The 23,291-nt window shown below is 50.8% G+C and carries 22 protein-coding genes; 8 read left to right on the top strand and 14 right to left on the bottom strand.

The features are described 5' to 3' along the window. Window positions 1-17: 17 nt before the first annotated feature. The 10 genes from atpA to asnC form a co-directional block, all read right to left on the bottom strand. Window positions 18-1,559, bottom strand: coding sequence for a F0F1 ATP synthase subunit alpha (gene atpA, locus ACJHYO_RS12080; RefSeq protein WP_001176745.1), 1,542 nt, complete (start codon window positions 1,557-1,559; stop codon window positions 18-20). 12 nt (window positions 1,560-1,571) lie between these two features. Further along, window positions 1,572-2,105, bottom strand: a complete 534-nt coding sequence (gene atpH / locus ACJHYO_RS12075; RefSeq protein WP_001288583.1) for a F0F1 ATP synthase subunit delta — start codon at window positions 2,103-2,105, stop codon at window positions 1,572-1,574. Between the two features lie 14 nt (window positions 2,106-2,119). Then, window positions 2,120-2,590 carry a F0F1 ATP synthase subunit B gene (atpF, locus tag ACJHYO_RS12070; RefSeq protein WP_001052219.1) on the bottom strand — a complete coding sequence of 157 codons (471 nt, stop codon included), beginning with the start codon at window positions 2,588-2,590 and terminating at the stop codon, window positions 2,120-2,122. Window positions 2,591-2,651: 61 nt separating this feature from the next. Beyond that, window positions 2,652-2,891: a F0F1 ATP synthase subunit C gene (gene atpE / locus ACJHYO_RS12065; RefSeq protein ID WP_000429386.1), complete on the bottom strand. Its 240-nt coding sequence runs from the start codon at window positions 2,889-2,891 to the stop codon at window positions 2,652-2,654. Between the two features lie 46 nt (window positions 2,892-2,937). Further along, window positions 2,938-3,753: a F0F1 ATP synthase subunit A gene (gene atpB / locus ACJHYO_RS12060; RefSeq protein ID WP_000135618.1), complete on the bottom strand. Its 816-nt coding sequence runs from the start codon at window positions 3,751-3,753 to the stop codon at window positions 2,938-2,940. Between the two features lie 8 nt (window positions 3,754-3,761). Then, a complete protein-coding gene (gene atpI / locus ACJHYO_RS12055; protein ID WP_000116695.1) occupies window positions 3,762-4,142 on the bottom strand; it encodes a F0F1 ATP synthase subunit I in 381 nt (126 codons plus the stop codon). A 616-nt stretch (window positions 4,143-4,758) separates the two neighbouring features. Next, on the bottom strand, window positions 4,759-5,382 hold the full coding sequence (gene rsmG, locus ACJHYO_RS12050; RefSeq protein ID WP_000932839.1) for a 16S rRNA (guanine(527)-N(7))-methyltransferase RsmG: 624 nt from the start codon (window positions 5,380-5,382) through the stop codon (window positions 4,759-4,761). 63 nt (window positions 5,383-5,445) lie between these two features. Further along, entirely contained in the window at window positions 5,446-7,335 is a 1,890-nt protein-coding gene (gene mnmG, locus ACJHYO_RS12045; protein WP_000499788.1) for a tRNA uridine-5-carboxymethylaminomethyl(34) synthesis enzyme MnmG, read from the bottom strand. 378 nt (window positions 7,336-7,713) lie between these two features. After that, entirely contained in the window at window positions 7,714-8,157 is a 444-nt protein-coding gene (mioC, locus tag ACJHYO_RS12040; RefSeq protein WP_000763758.1) for an FMN-binding protein MioC, read from the bottom strand. Window positions 8,158-8,246: 89 nt separating this feature from the next. Next, window positions 8,247-8,705 carry a transcriptional regulator AsnC gene (gene asnC / locus ACJHYO_RS12035; RefSeq protein ID WP_000432970.1) on the bottom strand — a complete coding sequence of 153 codons (459 nt, stop codon included), beginning with the start codon at window positions 8,703-8,705 and terminating at the stop codon, window positions 8,247-8,249. Window positions 8,706-8,856: 151 nt separating this feature from the next. Between asnC and asnA the strand changes: the two genes are divergently transcribed. After that, entirely contained in the window at window positions 8,857-9,849 is a 993-nt protein-coding gene (gene asnA, locus ACJHYO_RS12030) for an aspartate--ammonia ligase (RefSeq protein WP_000845129.1), read from the top strand. Window positions 9,850-9,853: 4 nt separating this feature from the next. On the opposite strand, the gene viaA is transcribed toward asnA, so the two are convergent. Both viaA and ravA read right to left on the bottom strand, forming a co-directional pair. Next, complete coding sequence (gene viaA, locus ACJHYO_RS12025; RefSeq protein ID WP_000956636.1) at window positions 9,854-11,305, bottom strand: ATPase RavA stimulator ViaA; 1,452 nt, start codon at window positions 11,303-11,305, stop codon at window positions 9,854-9,856. After that, the gene (ravA, locus tag ACJHYO_RS12020; RefSeq protein ID WP_001296585.1) at window positions 11,299-12,795 is read right to left on the bottom strand and encodes an ATPase RavA; all 1,497 of its coding nucleotides are present in this window, start codon (window positions 12,793-12,795) and stop codon (window positions 11,299-11,301) included. The genes viaA and ravA overlap by 7 nt, the downstream gene beginning before the upstream one ends. 222 nt (window positions 12,796-13,017) lie before the next feature. Here ravA and kup point away from each other — a divergent pair, with 222 nt between their 5' ends. From kup to rbsR, 7 genes are all read left to right on the top strand, one after another. Then, a complete protein-coding gene (gene kup / locus ACJHYO_RS12015; RefSeq protein WP_000102319.1) occupies window positions 13,018-14,886 on the top strand; it encodes a low affinity potassium transporter Kup in 1,869 nt (622 codons plus the stop codon). A 166-nt stretch (window positions 14,887-15,052) separates the two neighbouring features. After that, entirely contained in the window at window positions 15,053-15,472 is a 420-nt protein-coding gene (rbsD, locus tag ACJHYO_RS12010; protein WP_001314250.1) for a D-ribose pyranase, read from the top strand. A 7-nt stretch (window positions 15,473-15,479) separates the two neighbouring features. Further along, a complete protein-coding gene (rbsA, locus tag ACJHYO_RS12005; protein WP_000387770.1) occupies window positions 15,480-16,985 on the top strand; it encodes a ribose ABC transporter ATP-binding protein RbsA in 1,506 nt (501 codons plus the stop codon). 4 nt (window positions 16,986-16,989) lie between these two features. After that, window positions 16,990-17,955, top strand: a complete 966-nt coding sequence (gene rbsC, locus ACJHYO_RS12000; protein WP_000211858.1) for a ribose ABC transporter permease — start codon at window positions 16,990-16,992, stop codon at window positions 17,953-17,955. Window positions 17,956-17,979: 24 nt separating this feature from the next. Then, window positions 17,980-18,870 (top strand): ribose ABC transporter substrate-binding protein RbsB, encoded by an 891-nt coding sequence (rbsB, locus tag ACJHYO_RS11995; RefSeq protein ID WP_001297966.1) that lies wholly within the window; start codon window positions 17,980-17,982, stop codon window positions 18,868-18,870. A gap of 125 nt (window positions 18,871-18,995) precedes the next feature. Next, on the top strand, window positions 18,996-19,925 hold the full coding sequence (gene rbsK / locus ACJHYO_RS11990) for a ribokinase (protein ID WP_001361791.1): 930 nt from the start codon (window positions 18,996-18,998) through the stop codon (window positions 19,923-19,925). A 3-nt stretch (window positions 19,926-19,928) separates the two neighbouring features. Continuing rightward, window positions 19,929-20,921 carry a ribose operon transcriptional repressor RbsR gene (gene rbsR, locus ACJHYO_RS11985; RefSeq protein WP_000224470.1) on the top strand — a complete coding sequence of 331 codons (993 nt, stop codon included), beginning with the start codon at window positions 19,929-19,931 and terminating at the stop codon, window positions 20,919-20,921. Here rbsR and mdtD read toward each other — a convergent pair. Next, window positions 20,887-22,314 (bottom strand): multidrug transporter subunit MdtD, encoded by a 1,428-nt coding sequence (gene mdtD, locus ACJHYO_RS11980; RefSeq protein WP_001280828.1) that lies wholly within the window; start codon window positions 22,312-22,314, stop codon window positions 20,887-20,889. The two genes, rbsR and mdtD, sit on opposite strands and share 35 nt — an antisense overlap. A gap of 22 nt (window positions 22,315-22,336) precedes the next feature. Next, a complete protein-coding gene (locus tag ACJHYO_RS11975) occupies window positions 22,337-23,029 on the bottom strand; it encodes a FadR/GntR family transcriptional regulator (protein WP_001131161.1) in 693 nt (230 codons plus the stop codon). Window positions 23,030-23,291: the final 262 nt, after the last annotated feature.

The raw sequence follows: 23,291 nt of genomic DNA, 5'->3' as shown, positions 1-23,291 counted from the left end.
AGGCAAGCCGCCAGACGTTACCAGGATTGGGTTGCTTTGAAGGAATCGAGGATGCCTTTCAGCTTGCCTTCGATTTCGTCGTTGTAGCCACCGGTCTGGTTGATCTCTTGCATCAACGGAGCGTGATCACGGTCGACGTAAGCCAGCAGAGCGGCTTCGAAGCTGCCGATTTTCGACAGTTCAACATCCGCCAGGTAACCACGTTCTGCTGCGAACAGAACCAGAGACTGTTGCGCTACGGACATCGGCGCATACTGTTTCTGTTTCAGCAGTTCGGTCACTTTCTGACCGTGGTCAAGCTGCTTACGTGTTGCATCGTCAAGGTCGGATGCAAACTGAGAGAACGCTGCCAGTTCACGATACTGTGCCAGAGCGGTACGGATACCACCGGACAGTTTTTTCATGATCTTGGTCTGTGCTGCACCACCAACACGGGATACGGAAATACCCGGGTTAACCGCAGGACGAATACCGGCGTTGAACAGGTTGGTTTCCAGGAAGATCTGACCATCGGTAATGGAGATTACGTTGGTCGGAACGAACGCAGAAACGTCACCCGCCTGAGTTTCGATAATCGGCAGCGCAGTCAGAGAACCGGTTTTCCCTTTCACTTCACCTTTGGTGAAAGCTTCAACGTATTCGGCGTTAACACGCGCAGCACGCTCCAACAGACGAGAGTGGAGGTAGAATACGTCGCCCGGGAATGCTTCACGTCCTGGCGGACGACGGAGCAGCAGGGAGATCTGACGGTAAGCAACAGCCTGTTTAGACAGGTCATCGTAAATGATCAGCGCATCTTCACCGCGGTCACGGAAGTATTCACCCATTGCGCAACCAGCGTACGGTGCCAGGTATTGCAGTGCTGCGGATTCAGACGCGGTTGCTACCACAACGATGGTGTTAGCCAGTGCGCCGTGCTCTTCCAGTTTACGTACCACGTTAGAAATGGTGGACGCTTTCTGGCCGATAGCGACATAGATACATTTGATACCGGAATCGCGCTGGTTGATGATGGCATCGATAGCCAGTGCGGTTTTACCGGTCTGACGGTCACCGATGATCAATTCACGCTGACCACGACCGATTGGGATCATGGAGTCAACGGCTTTATAACCGGTCTGTACCGGCTGATCTACGGACTGACGTTCGATAACGCCCGGAGCGATTGCTTCTACAGCAGAGAAGCCGTCGTGATCCAGCGGACCTTTACCGTCGATTGGTGCACCCAGAGTGTTAACCACACGGCCCAGCAGGCCACGGCCAACCGGAACTTCCAGGATACGGCCAGTACACTTAACTTTCATGCCTTCGGCAAGGTCAGCGTACGGACCCATAACAACCGCACCTACAGAGTCGCGCTCGAGGTTCAGTGCGATAGCGTAACGGTTACCCGGCAGGGAGATCATTTCACCCTGCATACAATCGGCCAGGCCGTGAATGCGGATAACACCGTCACTTACAGAAACAATAGTACCTTCGTTGTGAGCTTCACTCACAACATTGAACTGAGCAATGCGCTGCTTGATCAGTTCGCTGATTTCGGTGGAATTCAGTTGCATGCTCCAGTCCCCTTAAGACTGCAAGACGTCTGCAAGGCGCTCAAGACGACCGCGTACGCTGCCATCAATGACCATATCACCCGCTCGGATGATAACGCCTGCCATTACAGACTTATCGATTTTGCAATTCAGCTTAACTTTGCGTGACAGACGTTTTTCCATCGCAGCAGAAATTTTCGCGAGCTGTTGTTCACTCAGTGCGGCAGCGGAAATGACGTCTACCTCAGCGGTAGCCTCACTCACGGCACGCAGGTGAATAAACTGCTCCAGAACATCCGGGAGCGCCTTAAGACGACCATTTTCAGCCATTACCCGAATCAGGTTCTGACCGTTTTCGTCCAGTTGCTCACCACAAACTGCGATAAACGACTCGGCGAGCGTTTCTGGCGCAAGCGCGCCAGAGAGAAGCTCTGCCATTTGTTCGTTTTTGGTTACCTCGGCGGCAAACGCCAGCATGTCCTGCCAGCGTTCTACACTTTGGTGTTCGACGGCAAAGTCAAAAGCTGCTTTGGCGTAGGGGCGAGCTACCGTAATAAATTCAGACATCAGCCCCTCCCTCCTTACAGTTCAGCGACAAGTTTATCCACGATGTCGCTGTTAGCAGCTTCATCCACGGAACGTTCGATGATCTTCTCGGCGCCAGCAACAGCCAGGATAGCAACTTGCTTACGCAGCTCTTCACGGGCACGTTTACGCTCGGCTTCAATTTCCGCCTGCGCCTGGGCCACGATTTTAGTACGTTCCTGTTCTGCCTCAGCTTTCGCTTCATCCAGAATCTGCGAGCGGCGTTTGTTAGCCTGCTCGATGATTACCTGGGCTTCCGCTTTCGCTTTTTTCAGCTGGTCGGTCGCGCTGGCCTTTGCAAGGTCAAGGTCCTTATGTGCTCGTTCTGCGGAAGCAAGGCCGTCAGCAATTTCTTTTTGACGTTTTTCGATGGCTGCCATTAATGGCGGCCATACGTACTTCATGCAGAACAGAACGAACAGGACAAACGCGATGGCCTGGCCGAGGATTGTTGCGTTAAGATTCACAGCACAATGCCTCTATTTAGTTAACGTTCTGATATTGCTCTTTAAATAAAAGCAACGCTTACTACGCGACAGCGAACATCACGTACAGACCCAGACCTACAGCGATCATCGGGATAGCATCCACCAGACCCATAACGATAAAGAACTGAGTACGCAGCAGAGGAATCAGATCAGGTTGACGCGCTGCGCCTTCCAGGAATTTACCCCCGAGGATGCCGATACCGATCGCAGCACCGATTGCCGCCAGACCCATCATCACAGCGGCAGCCATGTACAGCAGATCCATATTCAGGTTTTCCATGACAGTCTCCAGTTTGTTTCAGTTAAAACGTAGTAGTGTTGGTAAATTAATGTTCTTCAGACGCCATCGACAGATAGACGATCGTCAGAACCATGAAGATGAAGGCTTGCAGCGTAATGATCAGGATGTGGAAAATGGCCCACGGCACATTCAGGATCCACTGTGACCACCACGGCAACAGACCAGCAATCAGAATGAAAATCAGCTCACCGGCATACATGTTACCGAACAGTCGCAAACCGAGTGAAACTGGTTTGGACAGCAGGCTTACCCCTTCAAGGATTAAGTTGACAGGAATGAACGCCCAGTGATTGAACGGCTGCAGCGTCAACTCTTTCGTGAAGCCGCCGATGCCTTTCATTTTGATGCTGTAGAACAGAATCAGGATAAATACGCCCAGTGCCATAGACAGCGTTACGTTCACGTCAGCAGACGGAACCACACGCAGTGCAGGCAGACCCAGTACATGTTCAGCAATGTACGGCAGCAGGTCGATAGGCAGTAAATCCATCAGGTTCATCAGGAATACCCAGACGAAGATCGTCAGGGCCAGCGGAGCAATCAGCTTGCTTTTGCCATGGTACATGTCTTTCACGCTACCATTAACAAAGCCGATCACCAGCTCAATCGCGGTCTGAAACTTACCTGGCACGCCGCTGGTTGCCTTTTTGGCTACACTACGGAATAAAACCAGGAACAACAGACCCAGCACCACCGAGAAGAACATGGAGTCAATATTGATTGTCCAGAAGGTGGCTGGGGGGTTATGTGGATCCACCAGCGAGAATGTACGCAGGTCCAGCTGAAGGTTATTCAGGTGGTGTCCTATGTAATCCTGCGGCGTCATATTTTCTGAAGCCATGATGCCTTTTACCCTTTGTTGTTAATTACAGCCGGTGCCAGTATCTGAACCACCAGCACCAAAACCCACGTAACGATCAGCGGCAAGAATACCGCCTTTAAAACCGCCAACGCCACCACCAGTAACACCAACATCGCCAGAACTTTGAAAGCTTCGCCAAATGCGAATGTCCAGGCCACCCGGCCTTTCGCTGGTGTATGCGCCTGGTGACGCCAGGCAAATATCATAAACAAAACGTTAGGCAGAAAGACTGCCAGGCCCCCGCTTATTGCAGAGACGCCCCAGAAGGGGTCTTTGAGGCTGAACAGCAATCCACTTGCTATCACCACCAGTAACTGAACGAGCAGAAGCTTCCGAGCAACGTTTCGACTCACGAGCGACACAGACATCACGTTTTTCACTCCTGCTCCCTTCGAGGTATGCCGCGTGTCGTATAAAACTTTCTTTAAGGCTTAGAGTCAAGCATCAAAAAGCGGTCAAATTATACGGTGCGCCCCCGTGATTTCAAACAATAAGTAGCCAAAAGGTGAATAAATGTTTAAATATTTTTCCAGTGCATACAATTGCGACTTTTCTGCAAACCCTGTTCGATCATGAAAAACTGTAAATAACGCGTAAACACTGGTGATAAAGCGTGCTTCAGATCACATATTGCGCATGTTCGCGCACAGCATATTTATTTACTTGGCAAATGATGCCTTTGCAAGTTTATGATATTTCAGTCTAAAAACAGATACTGTTTTAATAAATGACATTTACATAACAAAAACCACCCATTGACATTTTTAATAATGTTTTAACAGTCAATGATGATTCTTAGCGCCGATTTTTAGCAGACTGATATTTTCACTTATGACTTATTTTCTGCTTACCAAAAAAAGCCACGTTATCTTGTTGATACAAAAGAGTGAACGTGGCGTTAAATGTAACCAGTTATATCAGTAGAAAACCTGGTTGTTGTTAACAGTCTAACCGGTCAATTTTTTATGATTTTTTTGATAAAAATTAAATTTTATTTGCTTTAATCACCACCAGATGACGTTCGCCATCCAGGGCTGGAACCTGAAGTTTAACCACTGATTCGACCTGATATTCCTCGGGCAACAAAGCGATTTCATCTTCCGGCATTTGCCCTTTCAGCGCGTAGAAACGGCCTTGCTCACCAGGAAGATGGTGGCACCAGCTCACCATATCGTTCAGAGAGGCAAAAGCGCGGCTAATTACGCCATCAAATGGCGGCTCTGACGGAAACTCTTCTACCCTGCTCTGTACTGGCTCAATATTCTCCAGTTTAAGCTCATGTTGCACCTGACGAAGGAAACGCACGCGTTTACCAAGGCTATCCAACAACGTGAAATGAGCTTCAGGACGCACGATAGAGAGTGGAATGCCAGGCAGTCCCGGTCCGGTGCCGACATCGATAAACCGTTCACCTTGCAGATACGGTGCCACCACAATGCTATCGAGAATATGGCGTACCAGCATCTCATTAGGATCACGAACCGAAGTCAGGTTGTACGCTTTATTCCATTTATGCAGCATATTCACGTAGGCAATAAGCTGGTTTTTCTGGTGATCGGTAAGCGAAATACCTGCGTCTTTCAGCAGTAAGGAGAGTTTGTTGAGCACGGTGATTACCTGTTCTTGATGCGTTGCCTGGTAAGCGGGTGCTTACCAGGCATTTTTAATGCGTTATGCGCTACGACGCAGCATACCCTGTTTTTTCAGCCACACCAGCAGAATGGAGATAGCCGCAGGCGTGACGCCAGAAATACGCGAAGCCTGGCCAATAGAGGCCGGTTTGTGATCGTTAAGTTTGGCGATCACTTCGTTAGAAAGACCGGATACCTGGCGGTAATCCAGCGTCGCTGGTAGCAGGGTATTCTCGTTACGCAGCTGCTTTTCGATCTCATCTTGCTGGCGCGCGATATAACCTTCGTATTTAACCTGAATCTCAACCTGTTCCGCAGCCTGTTCATCTGTCAACGCAGGGGCAAACGGCGTCAGCGTGGTTAATTTTTCATAAGTCATTTCAGGACGACGCAGCAGATCTTCACCACTGGCTTCACGGGAAAGCGGCGCAGTCAGGTGAGCATTCACTTCGGCTGCAGCTTCCGCCGACGGGGTTACCCAGGTCGATTTCAGACGCTGACGCTCACGCTCGATATTCTCAAGTTTCTCGTTAAAGCGCGCCCAACGTTCGTCATCCACCAGGCCCAGTTCGCGACCGATTTCAGTCAAACGCAGATCCGCATTATCTTCGCGCAGCATCAGACGATATTCTGCGCGCGAGGTAAACATACGATACGGTTCTTTGGTTCCTAAAGTGCACAGGTCATCAACCAGTACGCCGAGATATGCCTGAGAACGCGCCGGAGCCCAACCTTCTTTGTCAGCAGACAGACGGGCAGCGTTAAGACCAGCCAGCAAACCTTGCGCAGCGGCTTCTTCGTAACCGGTAGTGCCGTTAATCTGACCAGCAAAGAACAGCCCCTGGATAAACTTGCTCTCCAGCGTCGGTTTCAGGTCGCGTGGATCGAAGAAGTCATACTCAATGGCATAACCCGGACGCACGATCTTCGCGTTTTCCATCCCCTGCATGGAGCGGACGATTTGCATCTGCACATCGAACGGCAGGCTGGTGGAGATACCGTTCGGATAAATTTCGTTTGAGGTCAGCCCTTCCGGTTCAAGGAAGATCTGATGCTGATTTCTGTCGGCGAAGCGCATGACTTTGTCTTCGATCGACGGGCAGTAGCGTGGGCCGACACCTTCGATCACCCCTGCATACATTGGGCTACGATCGAGGTTACTGCGGATCACATCATGGGTTTTCTCGTTGGTATGGGTGATATAACACGGCACCTGCTGTGGATGCTGGGACGCATTACCCATAAACGAGAATACCGGCATTGGGTTATCGCCATGCTGTTGCGCCAGCACGCTGAAGTCGATAGTACGTGCATCAATACGCGGCGGTGTCCCGGTTTTCAGACGACCAACGCGCAGCGGCAGTTCACGCAAACGGCGAGAGAGCGGAATGGACGGCGGATCACCAGCACGGCCACCGCTGTAATTATCCAGACCGATATGAATTTTACCGTCGAGGAACGTCCCAACGGTGAGCACGACAGCTTTGGCACGGAACTTCAGTCCCATTTGGGTAACGGCACCGACCACGCGATCGTTTTCGACAATAAGATCTTCAACCGCCTGCTGGAAGATCATCAGGTTCGGTTGGTTCTCCAGCGCCGTACGTACCGCCTGACGGTAGAGCACACGATCTGCCTGAGCTCGGGTAGCGCGAACCGCCGGTCCCTTGCTTGCGTTTAGTATCCTAAACTGGATACCCGCCTGATCGATCGCTTTCGCCATCAGACCGCCGAGTGCATCCACTTCTTTTACCAGATGTCCCTTCCCAATACCGCCGATCGCCGGGTTGCAGCTCATCTGCCCCAGAGTGTCGATATTGTGTGTCAAAAGCAGAGTCTGTTGACCCATACGCGCCGCGGCCATCGCGGCCTCGGTGCCTGCATGACCCCCGCCAATGATGATGACGTCAAAAGGATCCGGATAAAACATGGTGATTGCCTCGCATAAAGCGGTATGAAAATGGATTGAAGCCCGGGCCGTGGATTCTACTCAACTTTGTCGGCTTGAGAAAGACCTGGGATCCTGGGTATTAAAAAGAAGATCTATTTATTTAGAGATCTGTTCTATTGTGATCTCTTATTAGGATCGCACTGCCCTGTGGATAACAAGGATCCGGCTTTTAAGATCAACAACCTGGAAAGGATCATTAACTGTGAATGATCGGTGATCCTGGGCCGTATAAGCTGGGATCAGAATGAGGGGTTATACACAACTCAAAAACTGAACAACCGTTGTTCTTTGGATAACTACCGTTTGATCCAAGCTTCCTGACAGAGTTATCCACAGTAGATCGCACGATCTGTATACTTATTTGAGTAAATTAATCCACGATCCCAGCCATTCTTCTGCCGGATCCTCCGGAATGTCGTGATCAAGAATGTTGATCTTCAGTGTTTCGCCTGTCTGTTTTGCTCCGGAATTTTTGAGTTCTGCCTCGATTTTATCGATAGCCCCACAAAAGGTGTCATATTCACGACTACCAATACCGATTGCGCCAAAGCGGACCGCAGAAAGATCGGGCTTCTGTTCCTGCAATGCTTCATAGAAAGGAGAAAGGTTGTCCGGAATATCTCCGGCACCGTGGGTTGAGCTGATAACCAGCCAGATCCCCGAGGCAGATAAATCTTCCAACAGCGGACCGTGCAGCGTTTCGGTGGTTAAACCCGTCTCTTCCAGCTTTTCAGCCAGGTGTTCTGCTACATATTCGGCACCGCCGAGGGTGCTGCCGCTGATAAGAGTGATATCTGCCATAAACCGCCACCTTTATTAAGAGTGGCGTATTGTACGCTGTGAACGCGTTGGGATCTACCTGTGGAAAAGTATGGGATTAAAAAAGCCGATCAGGGCTTAATGGTACGCATGATCGGATTCTGCAGGACGATCAGTGTCTCGGTGGACTGAATTTCATCAATTGTTTGGATCTTGTTGATAAGTACATGCTGGAGAGCATCGATCGAACGGCACATCACTTTTATAAAGATGCTGTAGTGGCCGGTTGTGTAATAGGCTTCAGTGACTTCATCGAGGCTTTCCAGCTTTGCCAGCGCGGAAGGATAGTCTTTGGCGCTCTTTAATATAATGCCGATAAAGCAGCCTACGTCATAACCAAGCTGCTTCGGGCTGACATCAATACGCGCCCCGGTAATGATCCCCGCCTGCTTCATTTTCTCTACTCGAACGTGAATCGTCCCCGGGCTGACGCCAAATTGTTTCGCCAGTTCGGCGTAAGCGGTGCGCGCATTGCCCATTAATGCTTCCAGGATGCCTCGGTCCAGATTGTCGATCAGATAATTTTCCATAGGATTTTCTTATGCGGATTGATGATTCATTCTATTTTAGCCTTCTTTTTTAATGAATCAAAAGTACGTGAGGCTTTTTATTGAATGATTATTGCATGTGTGTCGGTTTTTGTTGCTTAATCATAAGCAACAGGACGCAGGAGTATAAAAAATGAAAACCGCTTACATTGCCAAACAACGTCAAATTAGCTTCGTGAAATCTCACTTTTCTCGTCAACTGGAAGAACGTCTGGGGCTGATCGAAGTCCAGGCACCGATTCTTAGCCGTGTGGGGGATGGCACGCAGGATAACTTGTCGGGCTGTGAAAAAGCGGTGCAGGTAAAAGTGAAAGCTCTGCCTGATGCCCAGTTCGAAGTGGTTCATTCACTGGCGAAGTGGAAACGTCAGACCTTAGGGCAACACGACTTCAGCGCGGGCGAAGGGCTGTACACGCACATGAAAGCCCTTCGCCCCGATGAAGACCGTCTTTCCCCGTTGCACTCGGTCTATGTAGACCAGTGGGACTGGGAACGCGTAATGGGCGACGGCGAGCGTCAATTCTCGACTCTGAAAAGCACGGTAGAGGCGATCTGGGAGGGAATTAAAGCAACCGAAGCTGCGGTTAGCGAAGAGTTTGGCCTGGCACCGTTCCTGCCGGATCAGATCCACTTCGTACACAGCCAGGAGTTACTGTCTCGTTATCCGGAGCTCGATGCCAAAGGGCGTGAGCGGGCGATTGCGAAAGATCTTGGCGCGGTATTCCTGGTCGGGATTGGCGGCAAGCTGAGCGATGGTCATCGTCACGACGTGCGCGCACCGGATTATGATGACTGGAGCACCCCGTCAGAGCTGGGCCATGCGGGTCTGAACGGCGATATTCTGGTATGGAACCCGGTACTGGAAGATGCGTTTGAGCTTTCTTCCATGGGGATCCGCGTGGATGCCGACACGCTGAAGCATCAGCTGGCGCTGACCGGTGACGAAGATCGCCTGGAGCTGGAGTGGCATCAGGCGCTGCTGCGCGGTGAAATGCCGCAGACCATCGGCGGCGGTATCGGCCAGTCTCGTTTGACCATGCTGCTGCTGCAACTGCCACATATCGGCCAGGTTCAGTGTGGTGTATGGCCGGCAGCTGTTCGTGAGAGCGTCCCTTCTCTGCTGTAATAATTTATCGCCGCCAGCGTCTGAGCAGGCGGCTTCGCATCCCGGTATCAAAGCGCCAGATATGATCGAAAATGCGCATGATGCCGGGTTTGCCATGTGCCGACATCGCCACGGCATGAAAGCGATGCTGATGTACCCGCTGCAACTCTTTCACTTTGCTCGTCACGTCGTCAGGCAACCGCTGGGCGATAAAATCAGAAATCACCACCGCATCGGCATCAAACCATTCCCGGCTTTGCAAGCGTTCCATAATGGCGCGAAAACAACTGGCCAGATCGGTGCCGCCACGAAACTGCTGGCTTAAAAAACGGATTGCTTGTTCGATGCCTTGTGGGCCTGAAAGCTCATAACGGACGATCTCGGTGGAAAATAGCATAATATAGCAGCGCCGGTTTTCAGCGAGGGCTATGCGCATCAAGGCCAGGCAGAACGCTTTCGCACACTGTTCATTAAAGCCGCCCATTGAGCCGGAAGTATCCACGCAGACAATAAACGGTCCGCGCGGCTGTTCGTCGTAATCTTTATGCACCACCGGGCGTTCGATCATTTTTTCACGCCACGACTCACCATGCAGGCGATAGGTGAGCAACTGTTTTTCCACCAGCCGACGGTAAAACTCATACTCCAGTTCCGTTATCCCTAGTGTCGCCAGTTCTGGCGGCAAGAGACGTAAAATATCATCGCTTTGCTGCAGACCATCAACCTGCTCAGGAACTGTCGCCGGTTCGCGCACCATGGTGCGGAAGGTTTCCATCTGCGCATCGTTGCGCGGTATTGATTTGGCTTCCCGGGAACGCCCCAGCTGTTCTGCCAGACGTTTCAGTTCCGGCTGTTCGTTAAGAAATTCACCGTATTTCACAATCAACTGATAGTCGCCACGTTTAAGCTGACCGGCGCTCATATCCCACAGACGACCAGCTGCGGTATTGTTATCTGCGAGAATCGGTTCAAGTTGCCCGCTCAGCGTCATGCGTTCCTGAACTTCACTCAACAGTTGTTCGCGTTCTTCTTCTAATAGCTGCTGATTTAACGTCGTTGCTTGCACGATCAGGCTTAAACGCCAGCGCTGGAGAAAAAGCGTGTGTAACGCTGAAGTGATCGTGCTGTTAGCATCAACCAACTGGCGGGCTTGTTCTGCCCATGGGGAATTCAGACGATGCAGTAAGTCCAGGATTTGTGGTAGCTGCACAATAAACTGCGGCGTGGAGAGGAGCTGGCTTTGCTGATAGCACATCACCTCTTCGGTGAGTTCCGGCGGGACTCGGGCATCTTTCAGCCGACTGCGCAGCGCCTCACGCCAGCGGGGAACATCATCAGTGATTGCCGCCTTCAGTCGTGGGAATTTTTCAAAGAAGACTGCCAGCTGCGGTGAGGCCAGCAGCGCGATGATCATCTCTTCGATCAATCCCTCTTCGCTGACGGCCAGCATCACATTAAGCGTATCCAGCGTTAGCATTGTTGTGCCTGGCGAATCTGTGCGCCGACATCCTGTAGGCTGGCTTCAATGCGACCTAACCAGTCGCCAGGGATAAACAGACATTTTTGCTGTTCGCTGAATAAAGCGTGTTGCTTGCGCCAGTCGCTTTCAAGCTCTTCCAGTTGTTGTTTTATTTCACCTGGCAGACCTTCAGCCGATGAACCTGGAAGTGCTAGCGTACTGCCTTGTAAACTTACATCGCGTACAACAAGATGTTGGGCGCTATCGACTTCCAGATTCAGTTTCTGGGCAAAGCCGATACCGTTCAGTTTGCCGCGAATCTCACCACCTTTACTCAGCCACTGTTCCAGCGCGCTACGCTCAAAGGAGATATGAACCACTTCCATATCATGCAGTTTTAACGGTTTTTGCAGCAGCAGAGTCAGAGTGGAAGCAGTAACGTTAACAGGGAGTTGATACTGCTGACGACGGCTAAAAATGCCGCCCAGACGAATTACCGTTAAGGCTGTTTTATCGCTTTGTTGCTGCTGAAGTTGCAGGTGACGTTGCACAATCGCGCCCAGGCGGGTCAACATCCCTTGCTGTTGCCAGGCGTGACCGGTCATCAATACATCAATTTGTTGTTGTATCAAATTCAGGCTTTGCGCGTCATACCACAGGCAATCTTTCAGCAAAATGAGATCAACCGGGGCGACAGCACTGCGACCGCTAAAAAAGGCGCTGGCCTGCAATAAGCGGATCGCTTTTTTCCAGCGACGATCCGAGACATAAGGCGCATCCGGTAATTTATCCAGTTGCTGGCGCAGCATAAAAATCAGCTCAAATACATGATCGGGCAGCGTAATTTCACCAATCTCTTTCTGCCAGCGTTCATATTCTTCATCTGTGATCTGCAAGGAGGCAGGAACCGGATTGTCATTTTCATCCTGTTGACTGGTCAGCATGGAGCGGAAATTCGCTTTATCCTGCACTTTATCTAACCACAGACGAATCAGCATGCGGTCATATAACGCTTCCAGACTGCTGTCTGCTTCCGGCAGCTCGTTGGAGGCCGCCACCAGCAGACGCATCGGGATTTTTTCTACGAGTGCGCCGTTGCGGAACTGGCGCTCGTTAATGGCGGTGAGCAGGGTATTAAGAATTGCCGGACCCGCTTTCCAGATCTCATCCAGAAAGACGATTTCAGCTTCCGGCAGGTAACCGCTGGTTAAACGTTCATAGCGCCCTTCATCTTTTAGCGCCTGAATAGAAAGGGGACCAAAAACTTCTTCCGGCGTGGAGAAGCGGGTCATCAGATATTCAAACGCGCGGGCATTCTGAAAGGCGAATTTTAAGCGCCGGGCGATCAAACTTTTGGCAATACCTGGCGGGCCAAGGAGGAACACACTTTCACCACTTAATGCCGCTAATAAACACAAGCGGATGGCGTGGCTACGTTCATAAAGCCCCTTTTCCAACGAACTGCTCAGGCGGGAAATTCTTTCCGCTAATAAATGAGGGTGAGCCATAATGAAGTGGCGTCCTTTCGTCAAAAGTTCTGCGTAAATTGCGAGTATAGACGTTTCTTGCTGGTGGCTAAAATAGTCTCAAAGGAGGGGTATTTTTCTTTGAGCCAGGTTAATGTGGCCGCATTTAGGAGTACGATTTTGCCGTTAATCGTGCATACTGTGCGCTTTTTTGTGGGCCAAGGGACTAAGCACACATTTCATATTTCAACGAAAGACTAGTCTATGAGCACTGATAATAAGCAATCATTGCCCGCGATTACCCTCGCGGCGATTGGAGTTGTCTACGGCGATATTGGTACCAGCCCGTTATATACACTTCGTGAATGTTTGTCCGGCCAGTTTGGTTTTGGCGTTGAACGCGATGCCGTATTTGGCTTTTTATCGCTGATCTTCTGGCTGCTAATCTTTGTGGTTTCCATTAAATATCTCACCTTCGTGATGCGGGCAGATAACGCCGGTGAAGGGGGGATCCTGACGTTGATGTCGCTTGCCGGGCGTAATACGTCGGCGCGAACCACATCAATGCTGGTGATTATGGGGCTAATCGGCGGCAGCTTTTTCTATGGTGAAGTCGTCATAACACCCGCTATTTCGGTGATGTCCGCCATTGAAGGTCTGGAAATCGTCGCCCCGCAGCTGGATACCTGGATAGTTCCCCTCTCAATTATCGTTCTCACATTATTATTCATGATTCAAAAACATGGCACGGCTATGGTCGGTAAGCTGTTTGCGCCGATCATGCTGACCTGGTTTTTGATTCTGGCAGGGCTGGGGTTACGTAGCATTATTGCTAACCCGGAAGTGCTGCATGCACTGAATCCGATGTGGGCGGTGCATTTCTTCCTTGAATACAAAACGGTTTCTTTTATTGCATTAGGGGCAGTGGTGCTGTCGATTACGGGGGTCGAGGCGCTGTATGCTGATATGGGGCACTTTGGTAAGTTCCCTATTCGTCTGGCGTGGTTCACCGTCGTATTGCCTTCCTTAACCCTTAATTACTTCGGCCAGGGAGCGCTGTTGTTAAAGAATCCGGAAGCGATTAAGAACCCGTTCTTCCTGTTGGCACCGGACTGGGCGCTGATCCCGCTGCTGATCATCGCCGCACTGGCGACGGTAATTGCCTCGCAGGCGGTTATCTCTGGCGTCTTCTCATTGACGCGTCAGGCGGTACGTCTGGGATATTTGTCGCCGATGCGCATTATTCACACTTCCGAAATGGAGTCAGGGCAAATCTATATTCCCTTTGTGAACTGGATGCTCTATGTCGCGGTCGTGATTGTGATTGTCAGCTTTGAGCACTCCAGCAACCTGGCGGCGGCGTACGGGATTGCGGTGACCGGAACCATGGTGCTGACGTCTATTCTCTCGACTACCGTGGCACGTCAGAACTGGCACTGGAATAAGTATTTTGTTGCGCTGATCCTGATTGCTTTCCTTTGTGTCGATATTCCCTTGTTCACCGCTAACCTCGATAAACTGCTCTCCGGCGGCTGGTTGCCATTGAGCCTCGGTACGGTGATGTTTATCGTGATGACCACCTGGAAGAGCGAGCGTTTCCGCTTGCTGCGGCGGATGCATGAACATGGTAACTCTCTGGAAGCGATGATTGCTTCGCTGGAGAAATCACCGCCCGTTCGCGTGCCTGGGACCGCGGTGTATATGTCGCGTGCAATCAACGTCATTCCCTTTGCGCTGATGCATAACCTGAAACATAACAAGGTATTGCATGAGCGGGTGATTCTGTTAACTCTGCGCACCGAAGACGCGCCATATGTCCATAACGTCCGTCGGGTACAGATTGAACAACTGTCGCCCACTTTCTGGCGCGTGGTGGCAAGTTATGGTTGGCGAGAAACGCCAAACGTGGAAGAAGTTTTCCACCGCTGCGGTCTGGAAGGATTAAGTTGCCGGATGATGGAAACCTCCTTCTTTATGTCGCATGAGTCGTTGATCCTCGGCAAACGCCCGTGGTATTTGCGTCTGCGCGGCAAGCTGTACTTGCTGCTGCAACGTAATGCGCTGCGGGCACCGGATCAATTTGAAATCCCGCCAAACAGAGTTATCGAACTGGGTACTCAGGTCGAAATCTAACGCCAGACGCCTCCTTTCTCCATAAGGGGGCGTTTTTGTTTTCATGGTTAATCACCATGTAAAACGTTTCGAGGTTGATCACATTTCCGTAACGTCACGATGGTTTTCCCAACTCAGTCAGGATTAAACTGCGGGTCAGCGAAACGTTTCGCTGATGGAGAAAAAAATGAAAAAAGGCACCGTTCTTAATTCTGATATTTCATCGGTGATCTCCCGACTGGGACATACCGATACGCTGGTGGTGTGTGATGCTGGTTTACCCATCCCCAAAAGTGCAACGCGTATCGATATGGCATTAACCCAGGGTGTACCTTCTTTTATGCAGGTGCTGGGCGTCGTCACAAATGAAATGCAGGTCGAGGCTGTCATTATCGCGGAAGAGATCAAACAACATAATCCGCAACTCCACGAAACGTTGCTCACTCACCTTGAGCAGCTGCAACAACACCAGGGAAACACCATTGAGATTCGTTACACCACGCATGAACAATTCAAACAACAAACCGCAGAAAGTCAGGCGGTAATTCGCAGCGGAGAATGTTCTCCGTATGCGAATATCATTCTCTGTGCTGGCGTGACGTTCTGAGGCCGTCATGGAAGCATTACTTCAGCTTAAAGGCATCGATAAAGCCTTCCCGGGCGTAAAAGCCCTCTCGGGCGCAGCGTTAAATGTCTATCCGGGCCGCGTGATGGCGCTGGTGGGCGAAAACGGCGCGGGTAAATCCACCATGATGAAAGTGCTTACTGGTATCTATACTCGCGATGCCGGTACGCTTTTATGGTTGGGGAAAGAAACGACATTTACCGGGCCGAAATCTTCCCAGGAAGCCGGGATTGGGATTATCCACCAGGAACTGAACCTGATCCCGCAGTTAACCATTGCCGAAAACATTTTCCTCGGTCGTGAGTTTGTTAATCGCTTTGGCAAAATTGACTGGAAAACCATGTATGCCGAAGCGGATAAATTGCTGGCTAAACTTAACCTGCGCTTTAAAAGCGACAAGCTGGTGGGCGATCTTTCCATCGGTGACCAGCAAATGGTTGAAATCGCCAAAGTGCTGAGTTTTGAGTCGAAAGTCATCATTATGGATGAACCGACCGATGCGCTGACCGATACCGAAACCGAATCCTTGTTCCGCGTCATCCGCGAGCTGAAATCGCAAGGCCGCGGTATTGTCTATATCTCCCACCGCATGAAAGAAATCTTCGAGATTTGCGATGACGTTACCGTTTTTCGTGACGGACAATTTATTGCTGAGCGCGAAGTGGCATCACTGACCGAAGATTCTCTGATTGAGATGATGGTGGGCCGCAAGCTGGAAGATCAATATCCGCACCTGGACAAAGCGCCGGGAGATATCCGCCTGAAAGTCGATAATCTCTGCGGACCTGGCGTTAACGATGTCTCTTTTACTTTACGCAAAGGCGAAATTCTTGGCGTCTCTGGTTTGATGGGCGCTGGGCGTACCGAACTGATGAAAGTGCTCTACGGTGCACTGCCGCGCACAAGCGGTTACGTCACCCTGGATGGGCATGAAGTCGTTACCCGTTCGCCGCAGGATGGCCTGGCAAACGGCATTGTTTATATCTCCGAAGACCGTAAACGTGACGGTTTAGTGCTGGGCATGTCAGTAAAAGAGAACATGTCGCTGACCGCGCTGCGCTACTTCAGCCGCGCTGGCGGCAGTTTGAAGCATGCCGATGAACAGCAGGCTGTGAGTGATTTCATTCGTCTGTTTAATGTGAAAACGCCATCGATGGAACAGGCAATTGGTCTGCTTTCCGGTGGCAATCAGCAAAAAGTAGCGATTGCCCGTGGTCTGATGACACGCCCTAAAGTGTTGATCCTCGATGAGCCTACCCGTGGCGTAGATGTCGGCGCGAAAAAAGAGATCTATCAACTGATTAACCAGTTCAAAGCCGATGGCTTGAGCATCATTCTGGTGTCATCGGAGATGCCAGAAGTATTAGGCATGAGCGATCGCATCATCGTCATGCATGAAGGGCATCTCAGCGGGGAATTTACTCGTGAGCAGGCCACCCAGGAAGTGTTAATGGCTGCCGCTGTGGGCAAGCTTAATCGCGTGAATCAGGAGTAAAAAAATGACAACCCAGACTGTCTCTGGTCGCCGTTATTTCACGAAAGCGTGGCTGATGGAGCAGAAATCGCTTATCGCTCTGCTGGTGCTGATCGCGATTGTCTCGACGTTAAGCCCGAACTTTTTCACCATCAATAACTTATTCAATATTCTTCAGCAAACCTCGGTGAACGCCATTATGGCGGTCGGGATGACGCTGGTGATCCTGACGTCGGGTATCGACTTGTCGGTAGGTTCTCTGTTGGCGCTGACCGGCGCAGTTGCTGCATCTATCGTCGGCATTGAAGTCAATGCGCTGGTGGCTGTCGCTGCCGCTCTCGCGTTAGGTGCCGCAATTGGTGCGGTAACTGGGGTGATTGTAGCGAAAGGTCGCGTCCAGGCGTTTATCGCTACGCTGGTTATGATGCTTTTACTGCGCGGCGTGACCATGGTTTATACCAATGGTAGCCCAGTGAATACCGGCTTTACTGAGAACGCCGATCTGTTTGGCTGGTTTGGTATTGGTCGTCCGCTGGGCGTACCGACGCCAGTCTGGATCATGGGGATTGTCTTCCTCGCGGCCTGGTACATGCTGCATCACACGCGTCTGGGGCGTTACATCTACGCGCTGGGCGGCAATGAAGCGGCAACGCGTCTTTCTGGTATCAACGTCAATAAAATCAAAATCATCGTCTATTCTCTTTGTGGTCTGCTGGCATCGCTGGCCGGGATCATTGAAGTGGCGCGTCTCTCCTCCGCACAACCCACGGCGGGGACTGGCTATGAGCTGGATGCTATTGCTGCGGTGGTTCTGGGCGGTACGAGTCTGGCGGGCGGAAAAGGTCGCATTGTTGGGACGTTGATCGGCGCATTAATTCTTGGCTTCCTTAATAATGGATTGAATTTGTTAGGTGTTTCCTCCTATTACCAGATGATCGTCAAAGCGGTGGTGATTTTGCTGGCGGTGCTGGTAGACAACAAAAAGCAGTAATAACGACTACAGGACATCTTGAATATGAACATGAAAAAACTGGCTACCCTGGTTTCCGCTGTTGCGCTAAGCGCCACCGTCAGTGCGAATGCGATGGCAAAAGACACCATCGCGCTGGTGGTCTCCACGCTTAACAACCCATTCTTTGTATCGCTGAAAGATGGCGCGCAGAAAGAGGCGGATAAACTTGGCTATAACCTGGTGGTGCTGGACTCCCAGAACAACCCGGCGAAAGAGCTGGCGAACGTGCAGGACTTAACCGTCCGCGGCACCAAAATTCTGCTGATTAACCCGACCGACTCCGACGCAGTAGGTAATGCTGTGAAGATGGCTAACCAGGCGAACATCCCGGTTATCACCCTTGACCGCCAGGCAACGAAAGGTGAAGTGGTGAGCCACATTGCATCTGATAACGTACTGGGCGGCAAAATCGCCGGTGATTACATCGCGAAGAAAGTGGGTGAAGGTGCCAAAGTTATCGAGCTGCAAGGCATTGCCGGTACATCCGCAGCCCGTGAACGTGGCGAAGGTTTCCAGCAGGCCGTTGCTGCTCACAAGTTTAATGTTCTTGCCAGCCAGCCTGCAGATTTTGATCGCACCAAAGGTTTGAACGTAATGCAGAATCTGTTGACCGCTCATCCGGATGTTCAGGCTGTATTCGCGCAGAATGATGAAATGGCGCTTGGCGCGCTGCGCGCACTGCAAACTGCCGGTAAATCGGATGTGATGGTCGTCGGATTTGACGGTACACCGGATGGCGAAAAAGCGGTGAATGATGGCAAACTAGCAGCGACTATCGCTCAGCTACCCGATCAGATTGGCGCGAAAGGCGTCGAAACCGCAGATAAAGTGCTGAAAGGCGAGAAAGTTCAGGCTAAGTATCCGGTTGATCTGAAACTGGTTGTTAAGCAGTAGTTTTAATCAGGTTGTATGACCTGATGGTGACATAAATACGTCATCGACAGATGAACGTGTAATATAAAGAAAAGCAGGGCACGCGCCACCCTAACACGGTGGCGCATTTTATGGACATCCCGAATATGCAAAACGCAGGCAGCCTCGTTGTTCTTGGCAGCATTAATGCTGACCACATTCTTAATCTTCAATCTTTTCCTACTCCAGGCGAAACCGTAACCGGTAACCACTATCAGGTTGCATTTGGCGGCAAAGGCGCGAATCAGGCGGTGGCTGCTGGGCGTAGCGGTGCGAATATCGCGTTTATTGCCTGCACTGGCGATGACAGCATTGGTGAGAGCGTTCGCCAGCAGCTCGCCACTGATAACATCGATATTTCTCCGGTCAGCGTGATCAAAGGCGAATCAACAGGTGTGGCGCTGATTTTTGTTAATGGCGAAGGTGAGAATGTCATCGGTATTCATGCCGGCGCTAATGCTGCCCTTTCCCCGGCGCTGGTGGAAGCGCAACGTGAGCGTATTGCCAACGCGTCAGCATTATTAATGCAGCTGGAATCACCACTCGAAAGTGTGATGGCAGCGGCGAAAATCGCCCATCAAAATAAGACTATCGTTGCGCTTAACCCGGCTCCGGCTCGCGAACTTCCTGACGAACTGCTGGCGCTGGTGGACATTATTACGCCAAACGAAACGGAAGCAGAAAAGCTCACCGGTATTCGTGTTGAAAATGATGAAGATGCAGCGAAGGCGGCGCAGGTACTGCATGAAAAAGGTATCCGTACTGTACTGATTACTTTAGGAAGTCGTGGTGTATGGGCTAGCGTGAATGGTGAAGGTCAGCGCGTTCCTGGATTCCGGGTGCAGGCTGTCGATACCATTGCTGCCGGAGATACCTTTAACGGCGCGTTAATCACGGCGTTGCTGGAAGAAAAAACATTGCCAGAGGCGATTCGTTTTGCCCATGCAGCCGCTGCGATTGCCGTAACACGTAAAGGCGCACAACCTTCCGTACCGTGGCGTGAAGAGATCGACGCATTTTTAGACAGGCAGAGGTGACGCTTGGCTACAATGAAAGATGTTGCCCGCCTGGCGGGCGTTTCTACCTCAACAGTTTCTCACGTTATCAATAAAGATCGCTTCGTCAGTGAAGCGATTACAGCCAAAGTTGAAGCGGCGATTAAAGAACTCAATTACGCGCCATCAGCTCTGGCGCGTAGCCTCAAACTCAATCAAACACATACCATTGGCATGTTGATCACTGCCAGTACCAATCCTTTCTATTCAGAACTGGTGCGTGGCGTTGAACGCAGCTGCTTCGAACGCGGTTATAGTCTTGTCCTTTGCAATACCGAAGGCGATGAACAGCGGATGAATCGTAATCTGGAAACGCTGATGCAAAAACGCGTTGATGGCTTGCTGTTACTGTGCACCGAAACGCATCAGCCTTCGCGTGAAATCATGCAACGTTATCCGACAGTGCCTACCGTGATGATGGACTGGGCTCCGTTCGATGGCGACAGCGATCTTATTCAGGATAACTCGTTGCTGGGCGGAGACTTAGCAACGCAATATCTGATCGATAAAGGTCATACCCGTATTGCCTGTATTACCGGTCCGCTGGATAAAACTCCGGCGCGCCTGCGGTTGGAAGGTTATCGGGCTGCGATGAAACGTGCGGGTCTCAACATTCCTGATGGCTATGAAGTCACTGGTGATTTTGAATTTAACGGCGGGTTTGACGCTATGCGCCAACTGTTATCACATCCGCTGCGTCCTCAGGCCGTCTTTACCGGAAATGACGCTATGGCTGTTGGCGTTTACCAGGCGTTATATCAGGCAGAGTTACAGGTTCCGCAGGATATCGCGGTGATTGGCTATGACGATATCGAACTGGCAAGCTTTATGACGCCACCATTAACAACTATACACCAACCGAAAGATGAACTGGGGGAGCTGGCGATTGATGTACTCATCCATCGGATAACCCAGCCGACCCTACAGCAACAACGATTACAACTTACTCCGATTCTGATGGAACGTGGTTCGGCTTAGATTTACGCTGTCTTTTGATCAAATTATTACCATCGGTTGTTTTCAGTAGCATGAACATTGCTGCTGAAGCAACAGTAATAATGCCCATCGTGATAAACGTATAGTGGAATTGTTCGACTGTCGTTGTGCCTTCCATCCCTTCGTAAACGCGAAGGACTGCCGCACTTACAGCAACGCCTAAACTGATCGACAGTTGCTGCGTGACCGCCAGAACACTGTTACCGCTGCTGGCGTTGTCATCGGTCAGATCGGCAAGTGTGATGGTATTCATCGCGGTAAATTGTGTCGACATAGCCATCCCTAATATAAACAACGGCAAGATCAGCATCCATATCGCCATTGCTGGTGATTGCAAAGAGAACTGAGCGATCATTAGCCCTATAATCACCGTGATCCCCACTAACGTATGGCGATAGCCCAGACGACGTAAGACTTGGGTAACCATCGATTTTGCAATAATGGAACCTAACGCTGTCGGTGCCATCATACAGCCAGCAATAAACGCCTGATACCCAAATCCTACCTGTAACATCAATGGCATAAGGAACGGTACACAGCCGGTCCCCAGACGGGTTGCAATATTGCCTACGATACCGATCGAGAAAGTGCGGGTTTTAAATAAATCTAATGAAATTAATGGGTTTGGCGTGCGTCGCGCATGGAGAATATAGAGAAGCAGTAACCCGATGCTGGTGACAATTACCGTCAAGGCAATCCAGCTGGCGACAATCTTTTCCCCGAATAGCTCTATTCCGCTTGAGAAGAGAACAAGGCTGAGGCCAAACAGCAAAAAGCCAGTGGTATCGAATCTGCGTCGTGCGGTGGTGAAATTGGGCATATGTTTGTGCGCGTAAAGAAGGCCCGCAATACCTATGGGGATATTGATTAAAAATATCCAGTGCCAGGTTGCCCAGGTGACCAGCACGCCGCCAAGAACGGGGCCTAAAATTGGCCCCACCAGACCCGGCATGGCGACAAAATTCAATACAGGAAGAAGCTCATTACGAGGATAAGCGCGCAGTAAGGCCAGCCGAGCAACAGGCATCATCATTGCGCCGCCTATCCCCTGAATAACCCGGAAGACAACCAGTTGTGGTAGCGAGTTAGAAAGTGCGCAGGCCAGAGAACCCAACGTGAACAGACTCACGGCAAGGGTAAATATGCGACGCGTACCGAAGCGATCGGCTAGCCATCCGCTTACCGGAATAAGCATCGCCACCGTCAGCGTATAACTGATGATGGCTGATTGCATCGCGAGAGGAGAACGATTAAGGCTATGAGCGATTGCGGGTAAGGCGGTATTCAGAATAGTGGCATCAAGTGCCTGCATGAAGAAGGCCATCGCCGCGATCCACGGCAAACCCGCCATACTGCGCTTCTTTTTATCGCTCATTCAATGTCCTGTTATCGGGTTATCACTTATCTGGTGAGCGTAGCAGCGCCTGACAAGCTTTAAATGCCGCGTCGCCATCGCTTTGGATAATCGCATCGACAATCGCCTGGTGCAGATCCAGCTTTATCACTGTGTCGCTGGTAATTGACGTGAAGTAAGTGTGATAAACCGAATGGAATAGCGAGGCGAATGAGGTCAAAAACGGATTGGCGCTCATTTCATAGATATGCTCATGCCAGGCCATATCGACTTCGATCCAGCGTTCACGGCGAAAGTTCTCTTTTAATGCCGCCATTTCGGCCATTAACGTATTGAGATGCGCCTTCTGTTCCGCGGTGCCAACCTTTGCTGCCAGTAGGCAAGCTTGCGGCTCCAGACAGATACGCATAACCAGAAAGTGATCGATGACCTGATGAAAGTTCTCTTCTGTCATCCACCAGGTAAGCAATTCCTGATCAAGAAAATTCCAGTTCGATTGTGGCATGACTCGGGTACCAATTCGCGGTCGCGGTAAAACCATCCCTTTTGCCGTTAACGTTTTGACCGCTTCGCGTACCGCTGTACGACTCACTCCAAATTGCTCGCCCAGCTCAATCTCACCAGGCAAAATGGTGCCGGGTTCATATTCACCTTTTAAGATCCGCTGCGCCAGCTTCTCAGCCAGAACATACGAAAGGTTTTTCTGTGCAGCTAACTGTTGTGCGCTTAAAGGCATTACTAATCTTCCTTTTTCTTTTTATTCCTTCTTAGTATGCCACCAGGAAGTGTGATTACGGTTGCAAAAACGGCAAATTGCTTGTTTTATGGCACATTAACGGGGCTTTTGCTGAAAAAATGCGCGATCAGAAAATTATTTTAAATTTCCTCTTGTCAGGCCGGAATAACTCCCTATAATGCGCCACCACTGACACGGAACAACGGCAAACACGCCGCCGGGTCAGCGGGGTTCTCCTGAGAACTTCGGCAGGGAAAGCAAA

Origin of the sequence: Escherichia sp. WS1118 (assembly GCF_046487695.1) — a bacterium.
In the GTDB taxonomy this organism is placed as follows: Bacteria; Pseudomonadota; Gammaproteobacteria; order Enterobacterales; family Enterobacteriaceae; genus Escherichia; species Escherichia coli.
Note: the sequence above shows the minus strand (reverse complement) of the source record. Positions and strands in the feature narration are given on the sequence as shown.

Bases quoted from the DNA above. Each gene is read 5' to 3' on its own strand.
- mioC (WP_000763758.1), bottom strand. From the start codon at position 8,157: ATGGCAGATATCACTCTTATCAGCGGCAGCACCCTCGGCGGTGCCGAA.
- ACJHYO_RS11975 (WP_001131161.1), bottom strand. From the start codon at position 23,029: ATGCCTTTAAGCGCACAACAGTTAGCTGCACAGAAAAACCTTTCGTAT.
- atpH (WP_001288583.1), bottom strand. From the start codon at position 2,105: ATGTCTGAATTTATTACGGTAGCTCGCCCCTACGCCAAAGCAGCTTTT.
- asnA (WP_000845129.1), top strand. From the start codon at position 8,857: ATGAAAACCGCTTACATTGCCAAACAACGTCAAATTAGCTTCGTGAAA.
- rbsA (WP_000387770.1), top strand. From the start codon at position 15,480: ATGGAAGCATTACTTCAGCTTAAAGGCATCGATAAAGCCTTCCCGGGC.
- mnmG (WP_000499788.1), bottom strand. From the start codon at position 7,335: ATGTTTTATCCGGATCCTTTTGACGTCATCATCATTGGCGGGGGTCAT.
- atpA (WP_001176745.1), bottom strand. From the start codon at position 1,559: ATGCAACTGAATTCCACCGAAATCAGCGAACTGATCAAGCAGCGCATT.
- ravA (WP_001296585.1), bottom strand. From the start codon at position 12,795: ATGGCTCACCCTCATTTATTAGCGGAAAGAATTTCCCGCCTGAGCAGT.
- rbsB (WP_001297966.1), top strand. From the start codon at position 17,980: ATGAACATGAAAAAACTGGCTACCCTGGTTTCCGCTGTTGCGCTAAGC.
- rbsC (WP_000211858.1), top strand. From the start codon at position 16,990: ATGACAACCCAGACTGTCTCTGGTCGCCGTTATTTCACGAAAGCGTGG.
- atpE (WP_000429386.1), bottom strand. From the start codon at position 2,891: ATGGAAAACCTGAATATGGATCTGCTGTACATGGCTGCCGCTGTGATG.
- atpI (WP_000116695.1), bottom strand. From the start codon at position 4,142: ATGTCTGTGTCGCTCGTGAGTCGAAACGTTGCTCGGAAGCTTCTGCTC.
- rbsD (WP_001314250.1), top strand. From the start codon at position 15,053: ATGAAAAAAGGCACCGTTCTTAATTCTGATATTTCATCGGTGATCTCC.
- kup (WP_000102319.1), top strand. From the start codon at position 13,018: ATGAGCACTGATAATAAGCAATCATTGCCCGCGATTACCCTCGCGGCG.
- asnC (WP_000432970.1), bottom strand. From the start codon at position 8,705: ATGGAAAATTATCTGATCGACAATCTGGACCGAGGCATCCTGGAAGCA.
- mdtD (WP_001280828.1), bottom strand. From the start codon at position 22,314: ATGAGCGATAAAAAGAAGCGCAGTATGGCGGGTTTGCCGTGGATCGCG.
- viaA (WP_000956636.1), bottom strand. From the start codon at position 11,305: ATGCTAACGCTGGATACGCTTAATGTGATGCTGGCCGTCAGCGAAGAG.
- atpB (WP_000135618.1), bottom strand. From the start codon at position 3,753: ATGGCTTCAGAAAATATGACGCCGCAGGATTACATAGGACACCACCTG.
- rbsK (WP_001361791.1), top strand. From the start codon at position 18,996: ATGCAAAACGCAGGCAGCCTCGTTGTTCTTGGCAGCATTAATGCTGAC.